The following is a 14,962-nucleotide window of genomic DNA, read 5'->3' as shown; positions in this document are numbered from 1 at the left end:
GTTGCGCGGTAGTCGTCGCGCTCACGGGAAGTCCGGATGATCCAAGCCCTCACCACCGCGCTCGCGGTCCTGGCGCTCGTCGCGGCCCTGTGGTCGCTCGTGCTGGCCATCGCGGACAAGCCGATCACCCTCGCCACCAAGGCCACCCTCGGGCTGGCCGGCGCGGTGGTGCTGCTCGAACTGGGGCTGCTCGCGCAGCTGGTCGTCGGCGTGGTGCGGGTCGTCGGCGCCGACCGGGAGCTGGACACGCCCACGTTCCTCGGCTACCTGCTCACGATGGTCGTCCTGCTGCCGGTCGGGGCGTTCTGGTCGCTGGCCGACCGGAGCCGCTGGGGCGCGGGCGTGCTGGCCGTGGTGCTGTTCAGCGTGCCGGCGATGATCCTGCGCGCGAGCCAGGTGTGGGCCGCCTGATGGGGTCGCTCGCCGAGACCACCCGGTCGGGGCCGGGGCGCCTGCTGATCGCCGTCTACGGCATCTTCGCGCTCGCCGCCTCGGCGCGGTCGGGGGTGCAGCTGGCCACCCGGTTCGGGGACGCGCCGCTGGCCTACCTGCTGTCGGCGCTGGCGGCCGTGGTGTACGTCGTGGCCACGCTGGCGCTGGCCGGGGTCGCGCCGCGGCGGGTCGCCTACCTCGCGTGCGGGGTGGAGCTGGCCGGCGTCGTGCTCGTCGGCGCGTCGAGCCTGCTGCTCCCCGACGCGTTCCCGGACGCCACGGTGTGGTCGGACTTCGGCCGCGGGTACGGGTTCGTGCCGCTCGTCCTGCCGGTGCTCGGCCTGCTGTGGCTGCGGCACACGGACCGCGTCGCCGCGGGGGACCGCGCGGCCTGACGGGATTGTCCCGGCGGTCGGTGTGTGGGGTAATCGATCCGCGGCGGCCACGGTGCGGTGCCCGTCAGCCGTCCGCGGTGGCAACGTGACCACGGGTGTCCGGCAGGGCACGCCGTCGTGGACGCGAGGCCGGAGGAGGGGTCCTCCGGCCTCACCTGTTCGTGAGGAAGATCACCTGGCCGGGTGCGGAGTTCCCTGACGGGGTGTAACCGCAGCTCAGGACACTGGATGGGGTCGCGGCGACCGGCCCGTGCCTGAGCCCGTTCTCAGGTCGGGTGTGCGAGCGTTCGCGCATCCGCCCGCGGGCCCGCGCACCGCCGCGCCGAACCGGTCCGCCCATCAAGGAGATGCCTGAAGATGTCCGTGCTGGCTCGGCTGAGCCTGGCCAACCGAGGTCTCGTCGGGCTGCTCAGCCTCGTCGTCCTCGGTTTCGGCGTGTTGATGCTGCCGTCGATCAAGCAGCAGCTGTTCCCGTCCATCGAGCTGCCCGCCGCGGTGGTCGTCGCGCAGTACCCCGGCGCGTCGCCGGACCTCGTGGACAGCCAGGTCGCCGAGCCGATCCAGTCCGCCGTGCGCGGCGTCGACGGCGTCGAGCAGGTCCTCACCCGCTCCTCCGAGAGCGCCGCGACCGTGCAGGTCATGTTCGTCTACGGCACCGACCTGGACGCCGCCGTCGCGCAGGTGCAGCAGGCCGTGAACCGGCTCCAGCCGCGCCTGCCGGAGGGCGTCGAGCCGACCGTGGCGCAGGGCGGCACCGACGACATCCCGGTCATCGCGCTCGCCGCGACCTCCGGTGACGACGACATCGCCACCGCGGCCCGGCTGCGCGCCGAGGTCGTGCCCGAGCTGGAGGCGATCCCGGGCGTCCGGGAGGCGACCGTCAGCGGCGAGCGGGACCGCACGATCACCGTCACCGTCGACTACGCCCGCCTCGGCGCCGCCCGCGTCGACCCGCAGGCGCTGACCGCCGCGCTCACCTCCGCGGGCGCCGTCGTGCCCGCGGGCACCGTGCCCGACGGCGACAAGACGCTGTCCGTGCAGGTCGGAACCCCCGTGGGCAGCGTCGAAGACCTGCGGAACCTGCCCGTCGGGCCGGTGAAGCTCGGCGACGTCGCCACGGTCGAGTCCGCGCCCGCCCCGGCGACCGCGATCAACCGCACCGACGGCCGGGACACGCTCGGCCTCAGCGTCACCATGACCGCCGACGGCAACGCCGTGGAGATCTCCAACGCGGTGCGCGACAGGCTCGGCGAACTGGGCGAGGCCGCCGGCTCCACGCTGACCGTCGCGTTCGACCAGGGCCCCGAGGTGGAGAAGGCCATCAGCGGCCTGACCACCGAGGGCCTGCTCGGCCTCCTGTTCGCCGTCGTCGTCATCCTGCTGTTCCTGATGTCCCTGCGCTCCACCCTGGTCACCGCGGTGTCGATCCCGCTGTCCGTCGTGGTCGCGCTCATCGCCCTCTACACCGGCGACCTGTCGCTGAACCTGCTCACCCTCGGCGCGCTCACCATCGCGGTCGGCCGGGTGGTGGACGACTCGATCGTGGTGCTGGAGAACATCAAGCGGCACCTCGGGTACGGCGAGGACAAGCAGCGCGCCGTGCTCGACGGCGTCCGCGAGGTGGCGGGCGCGGTGACCGCGTCCACGCTGACCACCGTCGCGGTGTTCCTGCCGATCGCGTTCGTCGGGGGCATCGCGGGCGAGCTGTTCGGCCCGTTCTCGATCACGGTGACCGTGGCGCTGCTGGCGTCCCTGCTGGTGTCGCTGACGATCGTGCCGGTGCTCGCCTTCTGGTTCCTCAGGCGCCCGGCCGTGCCGACCGACCCGGAGGCCGCCGAGCGGGAGCTCCAGGCGGTGCTGGAGAAGGAGAAGCGCAGCCCGTTGCAGCGCGCCTACGTGCCCGTGCTGCGGTTCGCCACCACGCGGCGCTGGGCGACGCTGCTCGTCGCGCTGCTCATCTTCGGCGGCACGCTCGGCCTCGCCGGTTCGCTGGAGACCAACTTCATCGACCAGTCCGGCGGCACGGCCCTCCAGGGCTCGCAGAAGACGGCGCCCGGCACCAGCCTGGCCGCCCGCGACGAGGCCGCGCGCAAGGTCGAGGCCGTGCTCGACGACACCGACGAGGTGGAGACCTACCAGGTCACCATCGGCGGCGGTGGCGGGTTCTTCGGGTTCGGCGGCAGCGGCGACACCACGCTGCGCGCCACCGTGCGCGAGGGCACCGACCTGGAGGCGTTGCAGGACCGGCTCACCGAGCGGATCGAGGGCGTCGAGGGCACCGGGGAGGTGACGTTCGGCGCGGCCGCCGCCGGATTCGGCTCGGACAGCATCGACGTGCTGGTCACCGCGCCCGACGAGGAGGCCCTGCGGGCCGCGACCGACCAGGTGCGGCAGGCCGTGACCGGGACGCCCGGCGTCGGCGAGGTCACCGACGACCTCGGCGTGAGCGCGCCCCGCGTGCAGGTCACCGTGGACCGGGCGGCGGCGTCCGCGCGCGGGTTGAGCGGTCAGGCCGTCGGCCAGTTCGCCGCGCAGGCGCTGCGCGGCGTGCCGGTGACCCGGCTGCCGGTCGACGGCGAGCCGCAGCAGGTCGTGCTGCGCACCGGCACCGCACCCACCGACGTGGACGCGCTGCGCGCCCTGCCGCTGCCCGGCGGCGCCACGCTCGGCCAGGTCGCCTCCGTGTCCGTCGTGGACGGTCCGGTGCAGGTGCGCCGCACCGACGGGGCGCGCAGCACCACCGTGTCCGCCAAGGCGACCGGCTCGGACCTGGGCGCGGTCACCGCGGAGCTGACCTCGCGGCTCGACGCGCTCGACCTGGCGGCCGGCGCGTCGTACTCGATCGGCGGCGTGAGCGCGGACCAGGCGGAGACGTTCGCCGACCTGGGCCTGGCGATGCTCGCGGCCATCGCGATCGTGTTCCTGATCATGGTGGCGACGTTCCGCAGCCTCGTGCAGCCGCTCATCCTGCTGGTGTCGATCCCGTTCGCGGCGACCGGCGCCATCGGGCTGCTGCTGCTCACCGGCACGCCGCTCGGCCTGCCCGCGCTGATCGGCATGCTGATGCTCGTCGGCATCGTGGTGACGAACGCGATCGTGCTGATCGACCTCGTCAACCAGTACCGGCGCGAGGGGATGCCGGTGCGCGAGGCCGTGGTCGAGGGCGGGCGGCGGCGGTTGCGGCCGATCCTGATGACGGCGGCGGCGACGATCTTCGCGCTGCTGCCGATGGCCCTGGGCATCACCGGCGAGGGCGCGTTCATCGGCAAGCCGCTGGCGATCGTCGTGATCGGCGGCCTGATCTCGTCCACGCTGCTGACGCTGGTGCTCGTGCCGACGCTGTACTCGATGGTGGAGGGCCGCAAGGAGCGCCGCGCCGCCAAGCGGGAGCAGCGGCCCGCGGAGGAGCGCGAACCGGTCTCCGCCTGATCGCCTGAGCACGACCCGACGGCCCCGCCCCGGAACACGGGGGCGGGGCCGTCGCGGTGCGGCGGACCAGCAGCCGGCGGGGCTCGTCCGAGGGGGTGCCGCCGGTCCTGCCCGGAAGGGGGACCGCCGGCACACCGGTCAGGCGCCCTGCTCGCGGACCTCCGGCTCGTAGGCCAGGTTCGGGCGGAGCCAGCGCTCCACCTCGTCCACCGGCACGTGCCGCCGCGCCGCGTAGTCCTCCACCTGGTCGCGGCCGATCCGGCCCACGGTGAAGTAGCGCGACCCCGGGTGCGCGAAGATCAGCCCGCTCACGCTCGCCGCCGGCGTCATCGCGAACGAGTCGGTCAGCGCCATGCCGACCTCCTCCGCGCCGAGCAGCGCGAACAGGTCGGCCTTCTCGCTGTGGTCCGGGCTCGCCGGGTAGCCCAGCGCGGGCCGGATGCCGCGGAAGCGCTCGGCGTGCAGGTCCTCCAGCGCCGGTTCGGCGTCCGGCTCGAACCAGTCGCGCCGCGCCCGCAGGTGGACGTGCTCGGCGAACGCCTCGGCCAGCCGGTCGGCCAGCGCCTTCACCATGATCGCCCGGTAGTCGTCCTGCTCGGCCTCGTAGCGCGCGGAGAGCTCGTCGGCGCCGTGGATCGCCACCGCGAACCCGCCCAGGTGGTCGCCGGACGGCGCCACGTAGTCCGCCAGGCAGCGGTTGGGGCGGCCCGACGGCTTCTGCGTCTGCTGGCGCAGCATCGGGAACCGGCACGTGCCCGCCACGATGTCGTCGCCCTCGCTGTGCGCGGGGAAGAAGCCGTACACGCCGCGCGGGCGCAGCGAGCCGTCCGCCACGATCTCGTCCAGCAGGGTGTTCGCGTCGTCGAACAGCTCCTGCGCGGCCGGGTTGGTCTTCAAGATCTTCGGGTACTTGCCCTTCAACTCCCAGGCCAGGAAGAAGAACGTCCAGTCGATCATCTCCCGCAGCTCGGCGAGCGACGGCTCCACGACCTTCACGCCGGTGAACGCGGGCACGGGCAGGTCGTCGAACGACACGACCTCGGGGTTGGCCCGGACCTGCTCCAGGGGGAGCAGCGGCACGCTCAGCCGGTTCTCGTGCTCCTCGCGCAGCCGCTGCTGCTCCACGAGCGTCGCCTCGGCCAGCTCCTCGGCCCGGTCGCGGTCGAGCAGCGCCGACACCACGCCCGCCACCCGCGACGCGTCCAGCACGTGCAGCGTCGGCTGGTCGTACACCGGCGCGATGCGCACCGCGGTGTGCTGGCGGGACGTCGTCGCGCCGCCGATGAGCAGCGGCAGCTTCAGGCCGCGCCGCTGCATCTCCGCCGCCACCGACACCATCTCGTCCAGCGACGGCGTGATCAGGCCGGACAGGCCGACCACGTCCGCGCCCTCGGCGACCGCGGTGTCCAGGATCTTGGCGGCGGGCACCATCACGCCCAGGTCGACCACGTCGTAGTTGTTGCACCCCAGCACGACGCCGACGATGTTCTTGCCGATGTCGTGCACGTCGCCCTTCACGGTGGCCAGCACGACCTTGCCGTTGCCGCGGGTCGTGTCGCCGCCGGCGGCCTCCTTCTCGGCGTCCATGAACGGCTCCAGGTGCGCCACGGCCCGCTTCATCACCCGCGCGGACTTCACCACCTGCGGCAGGAACATCTTGCCGGAGCCGAACAGGTCGCCGACGACCTTCATGCCGTCCATCAGCGGGCCCTCGATCACGTCGAGGGGCCGCTTCGCCTCCAGGCGGGCCTCCTCGGTGTCCTCGACGACGTGGTCGACGATGCCGTGCACCAGCGCGTGCTCCAGCCGCTGCGCCACGGTGCCCTCGCGCCACGCCAGGTCGACGACCTTCCGCTTGCCCTTGGCGGCCACCGTCTCGGCGAACGCGACCAGCCGGTCGGTGGCGTCCTCCCGGCGGTCGAACAGCACGTCCTCGACCAGTTCCAGCAGGTCCGCGGGGATGTCCTGGTAGACGGCGAGCTGACCCGCGTTGACGATGCCCATGTCCAGGCCCCGCCGCACGCCGTGGTACAGGAACGCCGAGTGCATCGCCTCGCGCACGGTGTCGTTGCCGCGGAACGAGAACGACAGGTTCGAGATGCCGCCGCTGATCCGCACGCCCGGACAGCGCTCCTTGATCAGCGGGATCGCGTCGAGGAACGCCTTGGCGTACCCGTTGTGCTCGGCGATGCCGGTGGCGACGGCCAGCACGTTCGGGTCGAAGATGATGTCCTCGGCGGGGAAGCCGACCTCGTCCACCAGCAGGTCGTAGGCGCGGGCGCAGATCTCGACCTTGCGCTCGGTGGTGTCGGCCTGTCCCTTCTCGTCGAACGCCATGACCACGACGCCCGCGCCGAAGTCGCGCACCCGGCGGGCCTGCTCCAGGAACTGCTCCTCGCCCTCCTTGAGGCTGATGGAGTTGACGACGCCCTTGCCCTGCACGCACTTCAGGCCGGCTTCGAGCACGCTCCAGCGGGAGCTGTCCACCATGATCGGCACGCGGGCGATCTCGGGTTCGGTGGCGATCAGGTTGAGGAACGTGGTCATCGCCCGCTCGCTGTCGAGCAGGTCGGCGTCCATGTTGACGTCCAGCAGGTTCGCGCCGCCGCGCACCTGGTCCAGCGCCACGTCCACCGCGCCCTGGAAGTCCTCGCCCTCGACGAGCCGGCGGAACTTCGCCGAGCCGGTCACGTTGGTGCGCTCGCCGATCATCACGAACCCGGTGTCCGGGCCGATCTCGAACGGCTCCAGGCCGCTGAACCGGGTGCGGTCGGGCACCTGCGGGAGCGCGCGCGGCTTCATGCCCCCGACCGCCGCCGCGATCCGCGCGATGTGCTCGGGCGTGGTGCCGCAGCAACCGCCGACGACGTTGACCACGCCGTCCTCGGCGAACCCGTGCAGCAGTTCGGCGGTCTCCTCGGGCGTCTGGTCGTAGCCGCCGAACGCGTTGGGCAGTCCCGCGTTGGGGTGGCTGGCGGTGTAGGTGTTCGCGAGGCGCGCGAGGTCCTGCACGTGGGGGCGCATCTCGGCCGCGCCCAGCGAGCAGTTCACGCCCACCACGAGCGGGTCGGCGTGGGCGATCGAGTTCCAGAACGCCTCGACGGTCTGGCCGGACAGCGTGCGCCCGCTCAGGTCGACGATGGTGACCGAGATCCACAGCGGCAGGTGCGGCGCGACCTTGCGGGCGGCGGCCACGGCGGCCTTGGCGTTGAGCGTGTCGAAGATCGTCTCGACGAGCAGCAGGTCCACGCCGCCCTCGGCGAGCGCGCCGATCTGCTCCTCGTACGTGGCCTGCACCCGGTCGAACGTCACGGTCCGGTACGCGGGGTCCTCCACCTTGGGCGACAGCGACAGCGTGACGTTGAGCGGGCCGACCGAGCCCGCCACGAACCGGCCGCCCACCTCGTCGGCCGCCTGCCGGGCGAGCTGCGCGCCGCGCACGTTCATCTCGCGCACGAGCCCTTCCAGGCCGTAGTCGGCCTGCGCGATGGACGTCGCGGTGAACGTGTTGGTGGTGGTGATGTCCGCGCCCGCGGCCAGGTACCGGCGGTGCACGTCGAGGATGACGTCCGGGCGGGTCAGGTTGAGCAGGTCCGGGTCGCCGGTGACGTCGTGCGAGTGGTCGGGGAGCAGGTCGCCCCGGTAGTCGGCCGGGGTCAGGCCGGCGGCCTGGAGCATCGTCCCCCACGCGCCGTCGAGCACGGCGACGCGCTGGTCGAGCAGTTCCCGCAGGGCCTTTTCCGACACGCTCAGCCTCCCCTTCGTGGGAGGCGCCCTTGTCGTGTCCGGTGGCCGAGCGTGGCGGGCCCTCGCCCGTTGCAGCGCCTCTCGGCCGGCACCGCGATGCTACCGGGAATCGCCGTTCCGGTCAGTTCCGCCCATCATGTGGGAGGCGATGACGACCTCCAGGACGCGCGGTCCGTGCACGCCCTCCACCCGCTCCAGTTCGATGTCGCTGGTCGCGGACGGGCCGCTGACCCACGTCTGGGTGCGCACGCCCGCCAGCCGCGCCACGGCGTCCGGCACACCGGCCACGACCTGCTCCTCGCGCACCACCACCAGGTGGTAGTCGGGCACCAGGGTCAGCGCGCGGGGCCCCTGGTCCGGCGCGTCGTGGTCGAGCACGATCGTGCCGGTCTCGGCGATGGCCACGCGGCACCCGGTGACCACGGCGTCGGCGCGTTCGAGGTCGGCGACGCCCACGGGGCTGCGGGTTGCCGCAGGGGCCCACTCCGGCGGGGTGCCCGGGGCGGCGACGACGGTCCGCGCGCCCCGCTCGCGCAGCGCCTCGGCGACGGTCTCGGCGACCCGGTCGGCGGGCACCACGCGGACCCGCGCCCGGTAGTCGCGCAGGCGCTCGGCGAACAGCGCCAGGTCGACCTCCCGGGTGCCCGCCGCCCGGTAGTCGCGGGGGACCGGGGGTGGTTGACCCGGGCCCTTGGCCCGGCGCACGCGGGCCAGCACCTCGTCACGGGCGCTCATCGGGCCTCCCACCAGTCGCGGAACGTCTCCTCCGGCGGCCGCGGCACGTCCCGCGCGACCGACCAGCCGGGCAGCGGCACGTGCCTGCTCGCCGTGCGGCCGAACTTGCCCAACCGGGTGAACCGCCGCCAGCGGCGCGCGTCGGACATCACCCACGCCAGGGCGCGCATGGCGGTGGACTCGGGCGTCGGGCGCCTGGCCTCCGTCACCCGGCCGCGCAGGTGCACCAGCATCGACGGGATGTCGATCGCCACCGGGCACACGTCGTAGCAGACCCCGCACAGCGAGGACGCGAACGGCAGCGTCGGGTTCTCCACCACGCCCGTGAGCTGGGGCGACAGCACCGCACCGATCGGGCCGGGGTAGGTCGAGCCGTACGCGTGGCCGCCGGTGCGCTCGTAGACCGGGCACGAGTTCAGGCACGCCGAGCAGCGGATGCAGCGCAGCGCGGCGCGCCCGTCCGGGTCGGCCAGGGTGGCGGTGCGGCCGTTGTCGACCAGCACGACGTGGCTGGTCTGCCCCTCGGTGGGACCGGTCCACACGGACGTGTAGGGGTTCATCCGCTCGCCGGTGGACGAGCGGGGCAGCAGCTGGAGGAACACCTCCAGGTCGCGCCACGACGGCAGCAGCTTCTCGATGCCGACCACGCTGATCAGCGTGCGGGGCAGCGTGAGGCACATCCGACCGTTGCCCTCCGACTCGACCACGACCAGCGAGCCGGTGTCCGCGATGCCGAAGTTCGCGCCGGAGACGGCCACGTCGACGGTGAGGAACTTGTGCCGCAGGTGTTTGCGGGCGGCCTCGGCCAGCGCGCGCGGGTCGGCGGTGAGGTCCGGGTCGACACCGGGCATGTGCCGCCGGAAGATCTCCCGGATCTCGGCCCGGCCGCGGTGGATGGCGGGCACCAGGATGTGGCTCGACCGGTCGTTCCCGAGCTGCACGATCAGCTCGGCGAGGTCGGTCTCCACGGCGCGCACGCCGACCGCCGCCAGGGCCTCGTTCAGGCCGATCTCCGCGGTGGCCATCGACTTGACCTTGATGACCTCCTCGGTGCCGGTGGCGAGGACCAGGTCGGTGACGACCCGGTTGGCCTCGTCGGCGTCGCGCGCCCAGTGCACGGTGGTGCCGCGCGCGGTCAGCGCCTCCTCGAACCGGACCAGGTGCTCGTCGAGGTTGGCCAGCACCTCGTCCTTGATCGCCGCGCCGGCCGCGCGCAGCTCCGCCCAGTCGGGCAGCTCGGCCACGACGCCCGCGCGCTTGGCCCGGATCGTGGTGGTCGCCTTGGCCAGGTTGCGGCGCAGCTGGGCGTCCCCGAGCGCGGTGCGCGCGGCCTCCGGGAAGGGCGCGCCGGTCAGGTTGCCGCGTCCGGCGGGCATGCCGAGGAACGTCATCGGGTGTTCTCCAGGACCTGGGCCAGGTGCAGGGGCCGCACGCCGCTGCGCAGCCTGCTCAGGCCGCCGCCGATGTGCATGAGGCACGACACGTCGCCCGCCGTCAGCACGCCCGCCCCGGTGCCGATGACGTTGCTCATCTTGTCGGCCAGCATGGCCGTGGACGTGTCGGCGTTCTTCACCGCGAACGTGCCGCCGAACCCGCAGCAGGTCTCCGCCGCGGGCAGCTCGACCAGGTCGATGCCGTCCACGGCGCGCAGCAGCCGCAGCGGCCGGTCCCCCACCCCGAGGACGCGCAGCGAGTGGCACGTGGGGTGGTGGGTGACGCGGTGCGGGAAGTACGCGCCCACGTCGGTGAGGCCGAGCACGTCCACCAGGAACTCGGACAGCTCGTAGGTGCGCTGCGCGGTCTCCTCGGCGGCCTCGGCCAACCCCCGGTCGCCCTGCCCGCGGGCCACGTCGGCGTGCTGGTGGCGGATCGAGCCCGCGCACGAGCCGGACGGCGCGACGACCACCTCGGCGTCCTCGAACGCCTTCACGTGGTTGCGGATGATCGGCAGCGCCTGGCGGGGGTAGCCGGTGTTGACGTGCATCTGGCCGCAGCACGTCTGCCCCGCCGGGACGACCACCTCGTGGCCCAGCCGCTCCAGCAGCCGGACGGTGGCCTTGCCGACGTCCGGGAACAGCCCGTCGACCAGGCACGTGACGAACAGCGCGACTCTCACCGGGGCGAGTCTAGGCTCCGTGGTCTGACCACACCAGAGCTGTGGTCCGACCACAGGAGGCGCGGGTGTCCGGGTACGCCGAGGTGCTGCGGCACGTGGAGTCCGAACTGGTCTCGGGCCGGCTCGGCGTGGGGGAGCAGCTGCCCGCCGAGCGGCGGCTCGCCGAGGAGCTGGGCGTCAGCCGCCCCACCGTGCGCGAGGCGATCCGGGTGCTCCAGGCGCTGGGCGTCGTGCGCAGCGGCGTCGGCTCGGGACCCGACGCGGGCACCACCGTCATCGCCGACCCGGCGGGCGGCCTCGGCGCGGCCCTGCGGCTGCACCTCGCGACCCGGCGCCTGCCCCTGGGCGACCTCGTGGACACCCGCGTGATGATCGAGAGCCACTCCGTGCGCGCCGCCGCGGGCCGGCCGGACCACCCCGACCTGGTCCGCGCCGCCGGGCTGCTCGACCGCATGGACGACCCGGACCTCGACGCCGACGCGTTCCACCAGCTCGACGCCGACTTCCACGTGTCCCTCACCGCCGCCGCGGGCAACGCGGTCAACACCGCGGTGATGGCCGGGCTGCGCGACGCGATCCACCAGGCCGTGCTCGACGCCGTGCGGGAGCTGCCGGACTGGTCGCGCACCGCCGTCCGGTTGCGCCGCGAGCACCGGGGCATCCTGCGCGCCGTGCGGTCCGGCGACCCCGAGCTGGCCGCGACGAGGGTGACCCGGCACGTCCGCGGCTTCCACCGCGAGTGGGCCCGGCACGCCGGGGGATAGCGCGGCGCGGGTCCGGTCCCCGGGAGGACCGGGGACCGGACCCGCGCGGCCTTCACCCCCTCCTGCGCTCCGACGCCTCCCCGAGCAGCACCAGGGCGGCGCAGACGAGCACCACGTTCTTCAGCACGAACTCGCCGTTCACGGTCAGCAGCAGGGGGTTGCCCCCGATCACCATCAGGGTCGGCGCCCGGACGAAGACCAGGAAGGTCCCCGTCAGGTGGGCCGCCACGACGACCAGCGTCAGCCGCGGCAGCCGCCCGAGCAACAACGCCACCCCCAGCGCGATCTCGAACCACCCCAGCGCGGGCACCAGGACACCCCGGTCCACCCACGGCACGGCGGCTCCGACCAGCTCCGCGACCGGCGAGTCACCGGTCGCCTTGAGCGCTCCGAACCAGACGAACACGACGGCGAGGGACACCCGCAGCGCGGGCGTCGCCCAGCGGCCGAGCTTCCCGTCCACCCCGGTCCGCTCCCCCAGGCGGGCCGACACGATCAGTCGCCCAACGGGTTGAGCAGGTCCGCCTTGCCCTCGAACGCGAACAGCAGCAGGTCGACCATCCGGAACGTGCGCCGGTCAGGACCGAGCACGGGCCGCCACGACGGCTCGCGCACGATGGAGGTCCGGCTGCCCTCCATCGCCCGGTGGAACACCTCGGCCACGATCCGGCCGCCGACCGCCCCGAGCCGACCGCCGTTGAACTCGGCCTCGCGCAGGGTGTAGAACCACAGCGGGGTCGCGGCGGTCACCGCGGCCTTCTGCGCGTCGGTCAGCGACTCCAGGCTCGCGCCCCCGTTGCCGACCAGGACCTGCTCGGCCGTCAGCGGTTCGACGTCCAGGAACCCGGCCATCTGCTGCCCGCTCGCGAGCCGGACCATGTCCGCCCGGGTCAGGTTGCGGAAGGCGAGGTTGCGCTGGATCTCCGTGACCACCGTGCCGCGCCCGCCGAAGGTGCCGGCCGGCAACTGCTTGAGCGGGTCGACCAGCAGCGAGTCGAGCCGCTTGGTCACGTTGCCGCCGCCGGCGGGCGGCGCGAGGTCCGGCCGGTCGGCTTCGGTGAAGTCGTACAGCCGCCGGAAGTCGGCGATCCAGTTGGTGGGCAGCGTGTCGAACCGGCTGTCGAAGGCGGGGTCGTCCAGCTCCGGCAGGCCCGCGCCGGGGTCGAAGTTGCCGGACGTCCCGCTGAACACGAACAGGAAGAACAGCAGGCCCGGGGCGACGCCCCCGGTGCGGAACACCCGGTTCCACTCGTACTCGGACCGGATCATGCTGTGCCCCAACCGGTACGCGGCCACCGAGAACTCCAGCGGCATCGTCGGGTGCAGGCCCACCGGGGGCCGCCCCCGGCGGGGCGCCTCGAAGAAGCGCCTGCCGTTGGCGAACACGTCGTCCACGATCGCCGGGTCCACGACGCGCGGCAGGAAGTCGTGGCGCAGCATCCACTGGTAGTGCCGCACCACCTGCTCGCGCGCCGCCTCGAACAGCCGCCGCCCGGTCAGGCCGCGCAGCGCCACCTCGTCCACGACCCGGTTGTGGAACCTGATGAACGCCAGGTGGGTCTGGGCGACGGCCAGGTTCTCGTCGTTGCGCTCGTCCGGGATCAGCGGGCGCCTGCGGTCCTCCTCGGTCAGGCCGGTCTGCCCCAGCCGCGGCAGGTCGAAGCCCTCCATCGCCTGCCCGAGCTGCTGGTCGCTCCCCGGGACGGGCGAGGTCGTGCCCACCTTGAGCTTCACCCGGTCCGCGGCGTAGAACACCCGGTCGGTGCGGTCGTTCGGGCCGCGGCCGTAGAGCGAGTCGAGGTCCAGCGCCGGTGAGCGGCCCTGGACCAGCTCGCCGAGGTTCACGTCCTCGCCGAGCTGCGACCCGCTGCGGTCCATGGTCAGGTCGTGGTCGACGAACTGGCCGAGGTAGGTGAAGCCCGCCGGGATCGGCGGGTTCGCCGAGTCCTCCTGCGGCGTGCTCGCCGTCATCGCCAGTGCCAGGGCGGCCCTGGTGTCCTCGTCGTGCCGGGCGCCCTCCGGCCCCAGTCGCGAGAACCGGAACCGGCGCAGCTCCTCGACGGTGTCCGGCTGACGGGTCCGCGCCGCGCCGTCCCGGTCGAACTCGAGCACTCCTTCGCCCACGACGAAGAAGCTGTCGGTGCCGTGCTTTTTCATCGATCCCCCCGGATCACGAGATGTCCCCGGCCTGGCCGGGGACGAGGCGGGCGCACCCCCTGTGGCCGCCTCGTACTACACATGTACCAGCCCGCGGGCGTCGGATACGCGGCCTGCCGCACTACCCCGGATGGCCCAGTCCGGGTGACGTGGCGAACGCCGGCTCAGCGTGTTCCCGAGAGAACCTGTGAATCGGCCCACCCCGCCCAGGGCCGACCGCTCAGGGCCGACCGCTCAGGGCCGGGGCGTGGAACCGGTCGGGGCGCGGCGCTGGGCGTTGCGGGCCGTGGACGGGCCGAGGCGGTTCATCACCGCCATGTACGAGGTCGGGAACAGTCGGGCGAGGAGGTCGGGGACGACCGCCGTCCACGCGATCAGCACCCGGCCCTTGCGCTTCTCCACGCCCGCCAGGATCTGCTCGGCGGCCTTGTCCGCCGGGTAGGTGAGGAGCTTGGCGAACCCCGCCTTGCCCGCCTCGGCGTCGGCCTCGCTCGCGGCGGCGGCGACCCGTGCCGTCTCGGCGATCCGCGTCCGGATGCCGCCGGGGTGCACGGAGGTCACGCCGACGCCCCGGTCGGCCAGCTCGTGGCGCAGCGACTCGCTGAACCCGCGCAGCCCGAACTTGCTGGTGGAGTACGCGGTCTGGCCGGGCGGGCCGATCAGGCCGAACAAGCTGGAGACGTTGACGACGTGGCTGCCCGGGGAGGCCAGCAGGGTCGGCAGCAGGAGCCGGGTCAGCGCGACCGGCGCCCGCAGGTTGACGGCCAGCACCCAGTCGAACTCCTCGGCGCTGACCTGGTCGAACGTCCCGCCGAGCCCCACACCCGCGTTGTTGACCAGCAGCGTGACCCGCGGGTGGTCGGCGACGATCCCGGCGGCCACGCCGTCGAGGGCGGCGACGTCCGCCAGGTCCACCACGACGGTGTCGACGTCCACGCCGGTGATGCGGGACGCCACGGCCCCCAACCGCTCGGCGTCGCGGTCGAGCAGCACCAGGTGGCAGCCGCGCCGGGCGAGGCCGTAGGCCACCTGCTCGCCCATGCCACTGGCCGCGCCCGTGACGACGGCCGTGCCGCCGCGGAACGTGAACCTGGGGAGCTGGGACATGCGGCCTCCTCGATCGGGTCCTGGACGTCCAGTGTGCCGCGTGCCGGGTCCCGCGACTTGACCCCGCACGACAGGATCTG

At 73.4% G+C, this 14,962-nt stretch carries 11 protein-coding genes; 4 read left to right on the top strand and 7 right to left on the bottom strand.

Features of this window, described 5'->3' with window-relative positions:
• The first annotated feature begins 36 nt into the window (after positions 1–36).
• The 3 genes from CKY47_RS09020 to CKY47_RS09010 all read left to right on the top strand — a co-directional run bounded on the left by CKY47_RS09020 (position 37) and on the right by CKY47_RS09010 (position 4,256).
• Positions 37–411, top strand: coding sequence for a hypothetical protein (locus CKY47_RS09020; RefSeq protein WP_306745221.1), 375 nt, complete (start codon positions 37–39; stop codon positions 409–411).
• Positions 411–827: a hypothetical protein gene (locus CKY47_RS09015; RefSeq protein ID WP_306745220.1), complete on the top strand. Its 417-nt coding sequence runs from the start codon at positions 411–413 to the stop codon at positions 825–827. The genes CKY47_RS09020 and CKY47_RS09015 overlap by 1 nt, the downstream gene beginning before the upstream one ends.
• A 357-nt stretch (positions 828–1,184) precedes the next feature.
• Entirely contained in the window at positions 1,185–4,256 is a 3,072-nt protein-coding gene (locus CKY47_RS09010; RefSeq protein ID WP_306745219.1) for an efflux RND transporter permease subunit, read from the top strand.
• A gap of 138 nt (positions 4,257–4,394) precedes the next feature.
• Here the strand turns inward: CKY47_RS09010 and metH are convergent, their stop codons facing one another.
• From metH to CKY47_RS08990, 4 genes are all read right to left on the bottom strand, one after another.
• On the bottom strand, positions 4,395–8,003 hold the full coding sequence (metH, locus tag CKY47_RS09005; RefSeq protein WP_306745218.1) for a methionine synthase: 3,609 nt from the start codon (positions 8,001–8,003) through the stop codon (positions 4,395–4,397).
• 99 nt (positions 8,004–8,102) lie between these two features.
• The gene (locus CKY47_RS09000) at positions 8,103–8,738 is read right to left on the bottom strand and encodes a LutC/YkgG family protein (protein WP_306745217.1); all 636 of its coding nucleotides are present in this window, start codon (positions 8,736–8,738) and stop codon (positions 8,103–8,105) included.
• Positions 8,735–10,129: a lactate utilization protein B gene (locus CKY47_RS08995; protein ID WP_306745216.1), complete on the bottom strand. Its 1,395-nt coding sequence runs from the start codon at positions 10,127–10,129 to the stop codon at positions 8,735–8,737. The genes CKY47_RS09000 and CKY47_RS08995 overlap by 4 nt, the downstream gene beginning before the upstream one ends.
• Positions 10,126–10,854 (bottom strand): (Fe-S)-binding protein, encoded by a 729-nt coding sequence (locus tag CKY47_RS08990; RefSeq protein WP_306745215.1) that lies wholly within the window; start codon positions 10,852–10,854, stop codon positions 10,126–10,128. Before CKY47_RS08990 ends, CKY47_RS08995 begins: the two co-directional genes overlap by 4 nt.
• 41 nt (positions 10,855–10,895) lie before the next feature.
• On the opposite strand from CKY47_RS08990, the gene CKY47_RS08985 reads away from it, so the two are divergent.
• On the top strand, positions 10,896–11,618 hold the full coding sequence (locus CKY47_RS08985) for a FadR/GntR family transcriptional regulator (protein WP_306745214.1): 723 nt from the start codon (positions 10,896–10,898) through the stop codon (positions 11,616–11,618).
• Between the two features lie 52 nt (positions 11,619–11,670).
• Here the strand turns inward: CKY47_RS08985 and CKY47_RS08980 are convergent, their stop codons facing one another.
• The 3 genes from CKY47_RS08980 to CKY47_RS08970 form a co-directional block, all read right to left on the bottom strand.
• Positions 11,671–12,111: a DoxX family protein gene (locus CKY47_RS08980; protein WP_306745213.1), complete on the bottom strand. Its 441-nt coding sequence runs from the start codon at positions 12,109–12,111 to the stop codon at positions 11,671–11,673.
• Between the two features lie 2 nt (positions 12,112–12,113).
• Positions 12,114–13,775 (bottom strand): peroxidase family protein, encoded by a 1,662-nt coding sequence (locus CKY47_RS08975; protein ID WP_306745212.1) that lies wholly within the window; start codon positions 13,773–13,775, stop codon positions 12,114–12,116.
• Between the two features lie 234 nt (positions 13,776–14,009).
• Entirely contained in the window at positions 14,010–14,882 is an 873-nt protein-coding gene (locus CKY47_RS08970) for an SDR family NAD(P)-dependent oxidoreductase (RefSeq protein ID WP_306745211.1), read from the bottom strand.
• Positions 14,883–14,962: the final 80 nt, after the last annotated feature.

It is taken from the genome of Saccharothrix longispora, from assembly GCF_030852425.1.
In the GTDB taxonomy this organism is placed as follows: domain Bacteria; phylum Actinomycetota; class Actinomycetes; order Mycobacteriales; family Pseudonocardiaceae; genus Actinosynnema; species Actinosynnema longispora.
Note: the sequence above shows the minus strand (reverse complement) of the source record. Positions and strands in the feature narration are given on the sequence as shown.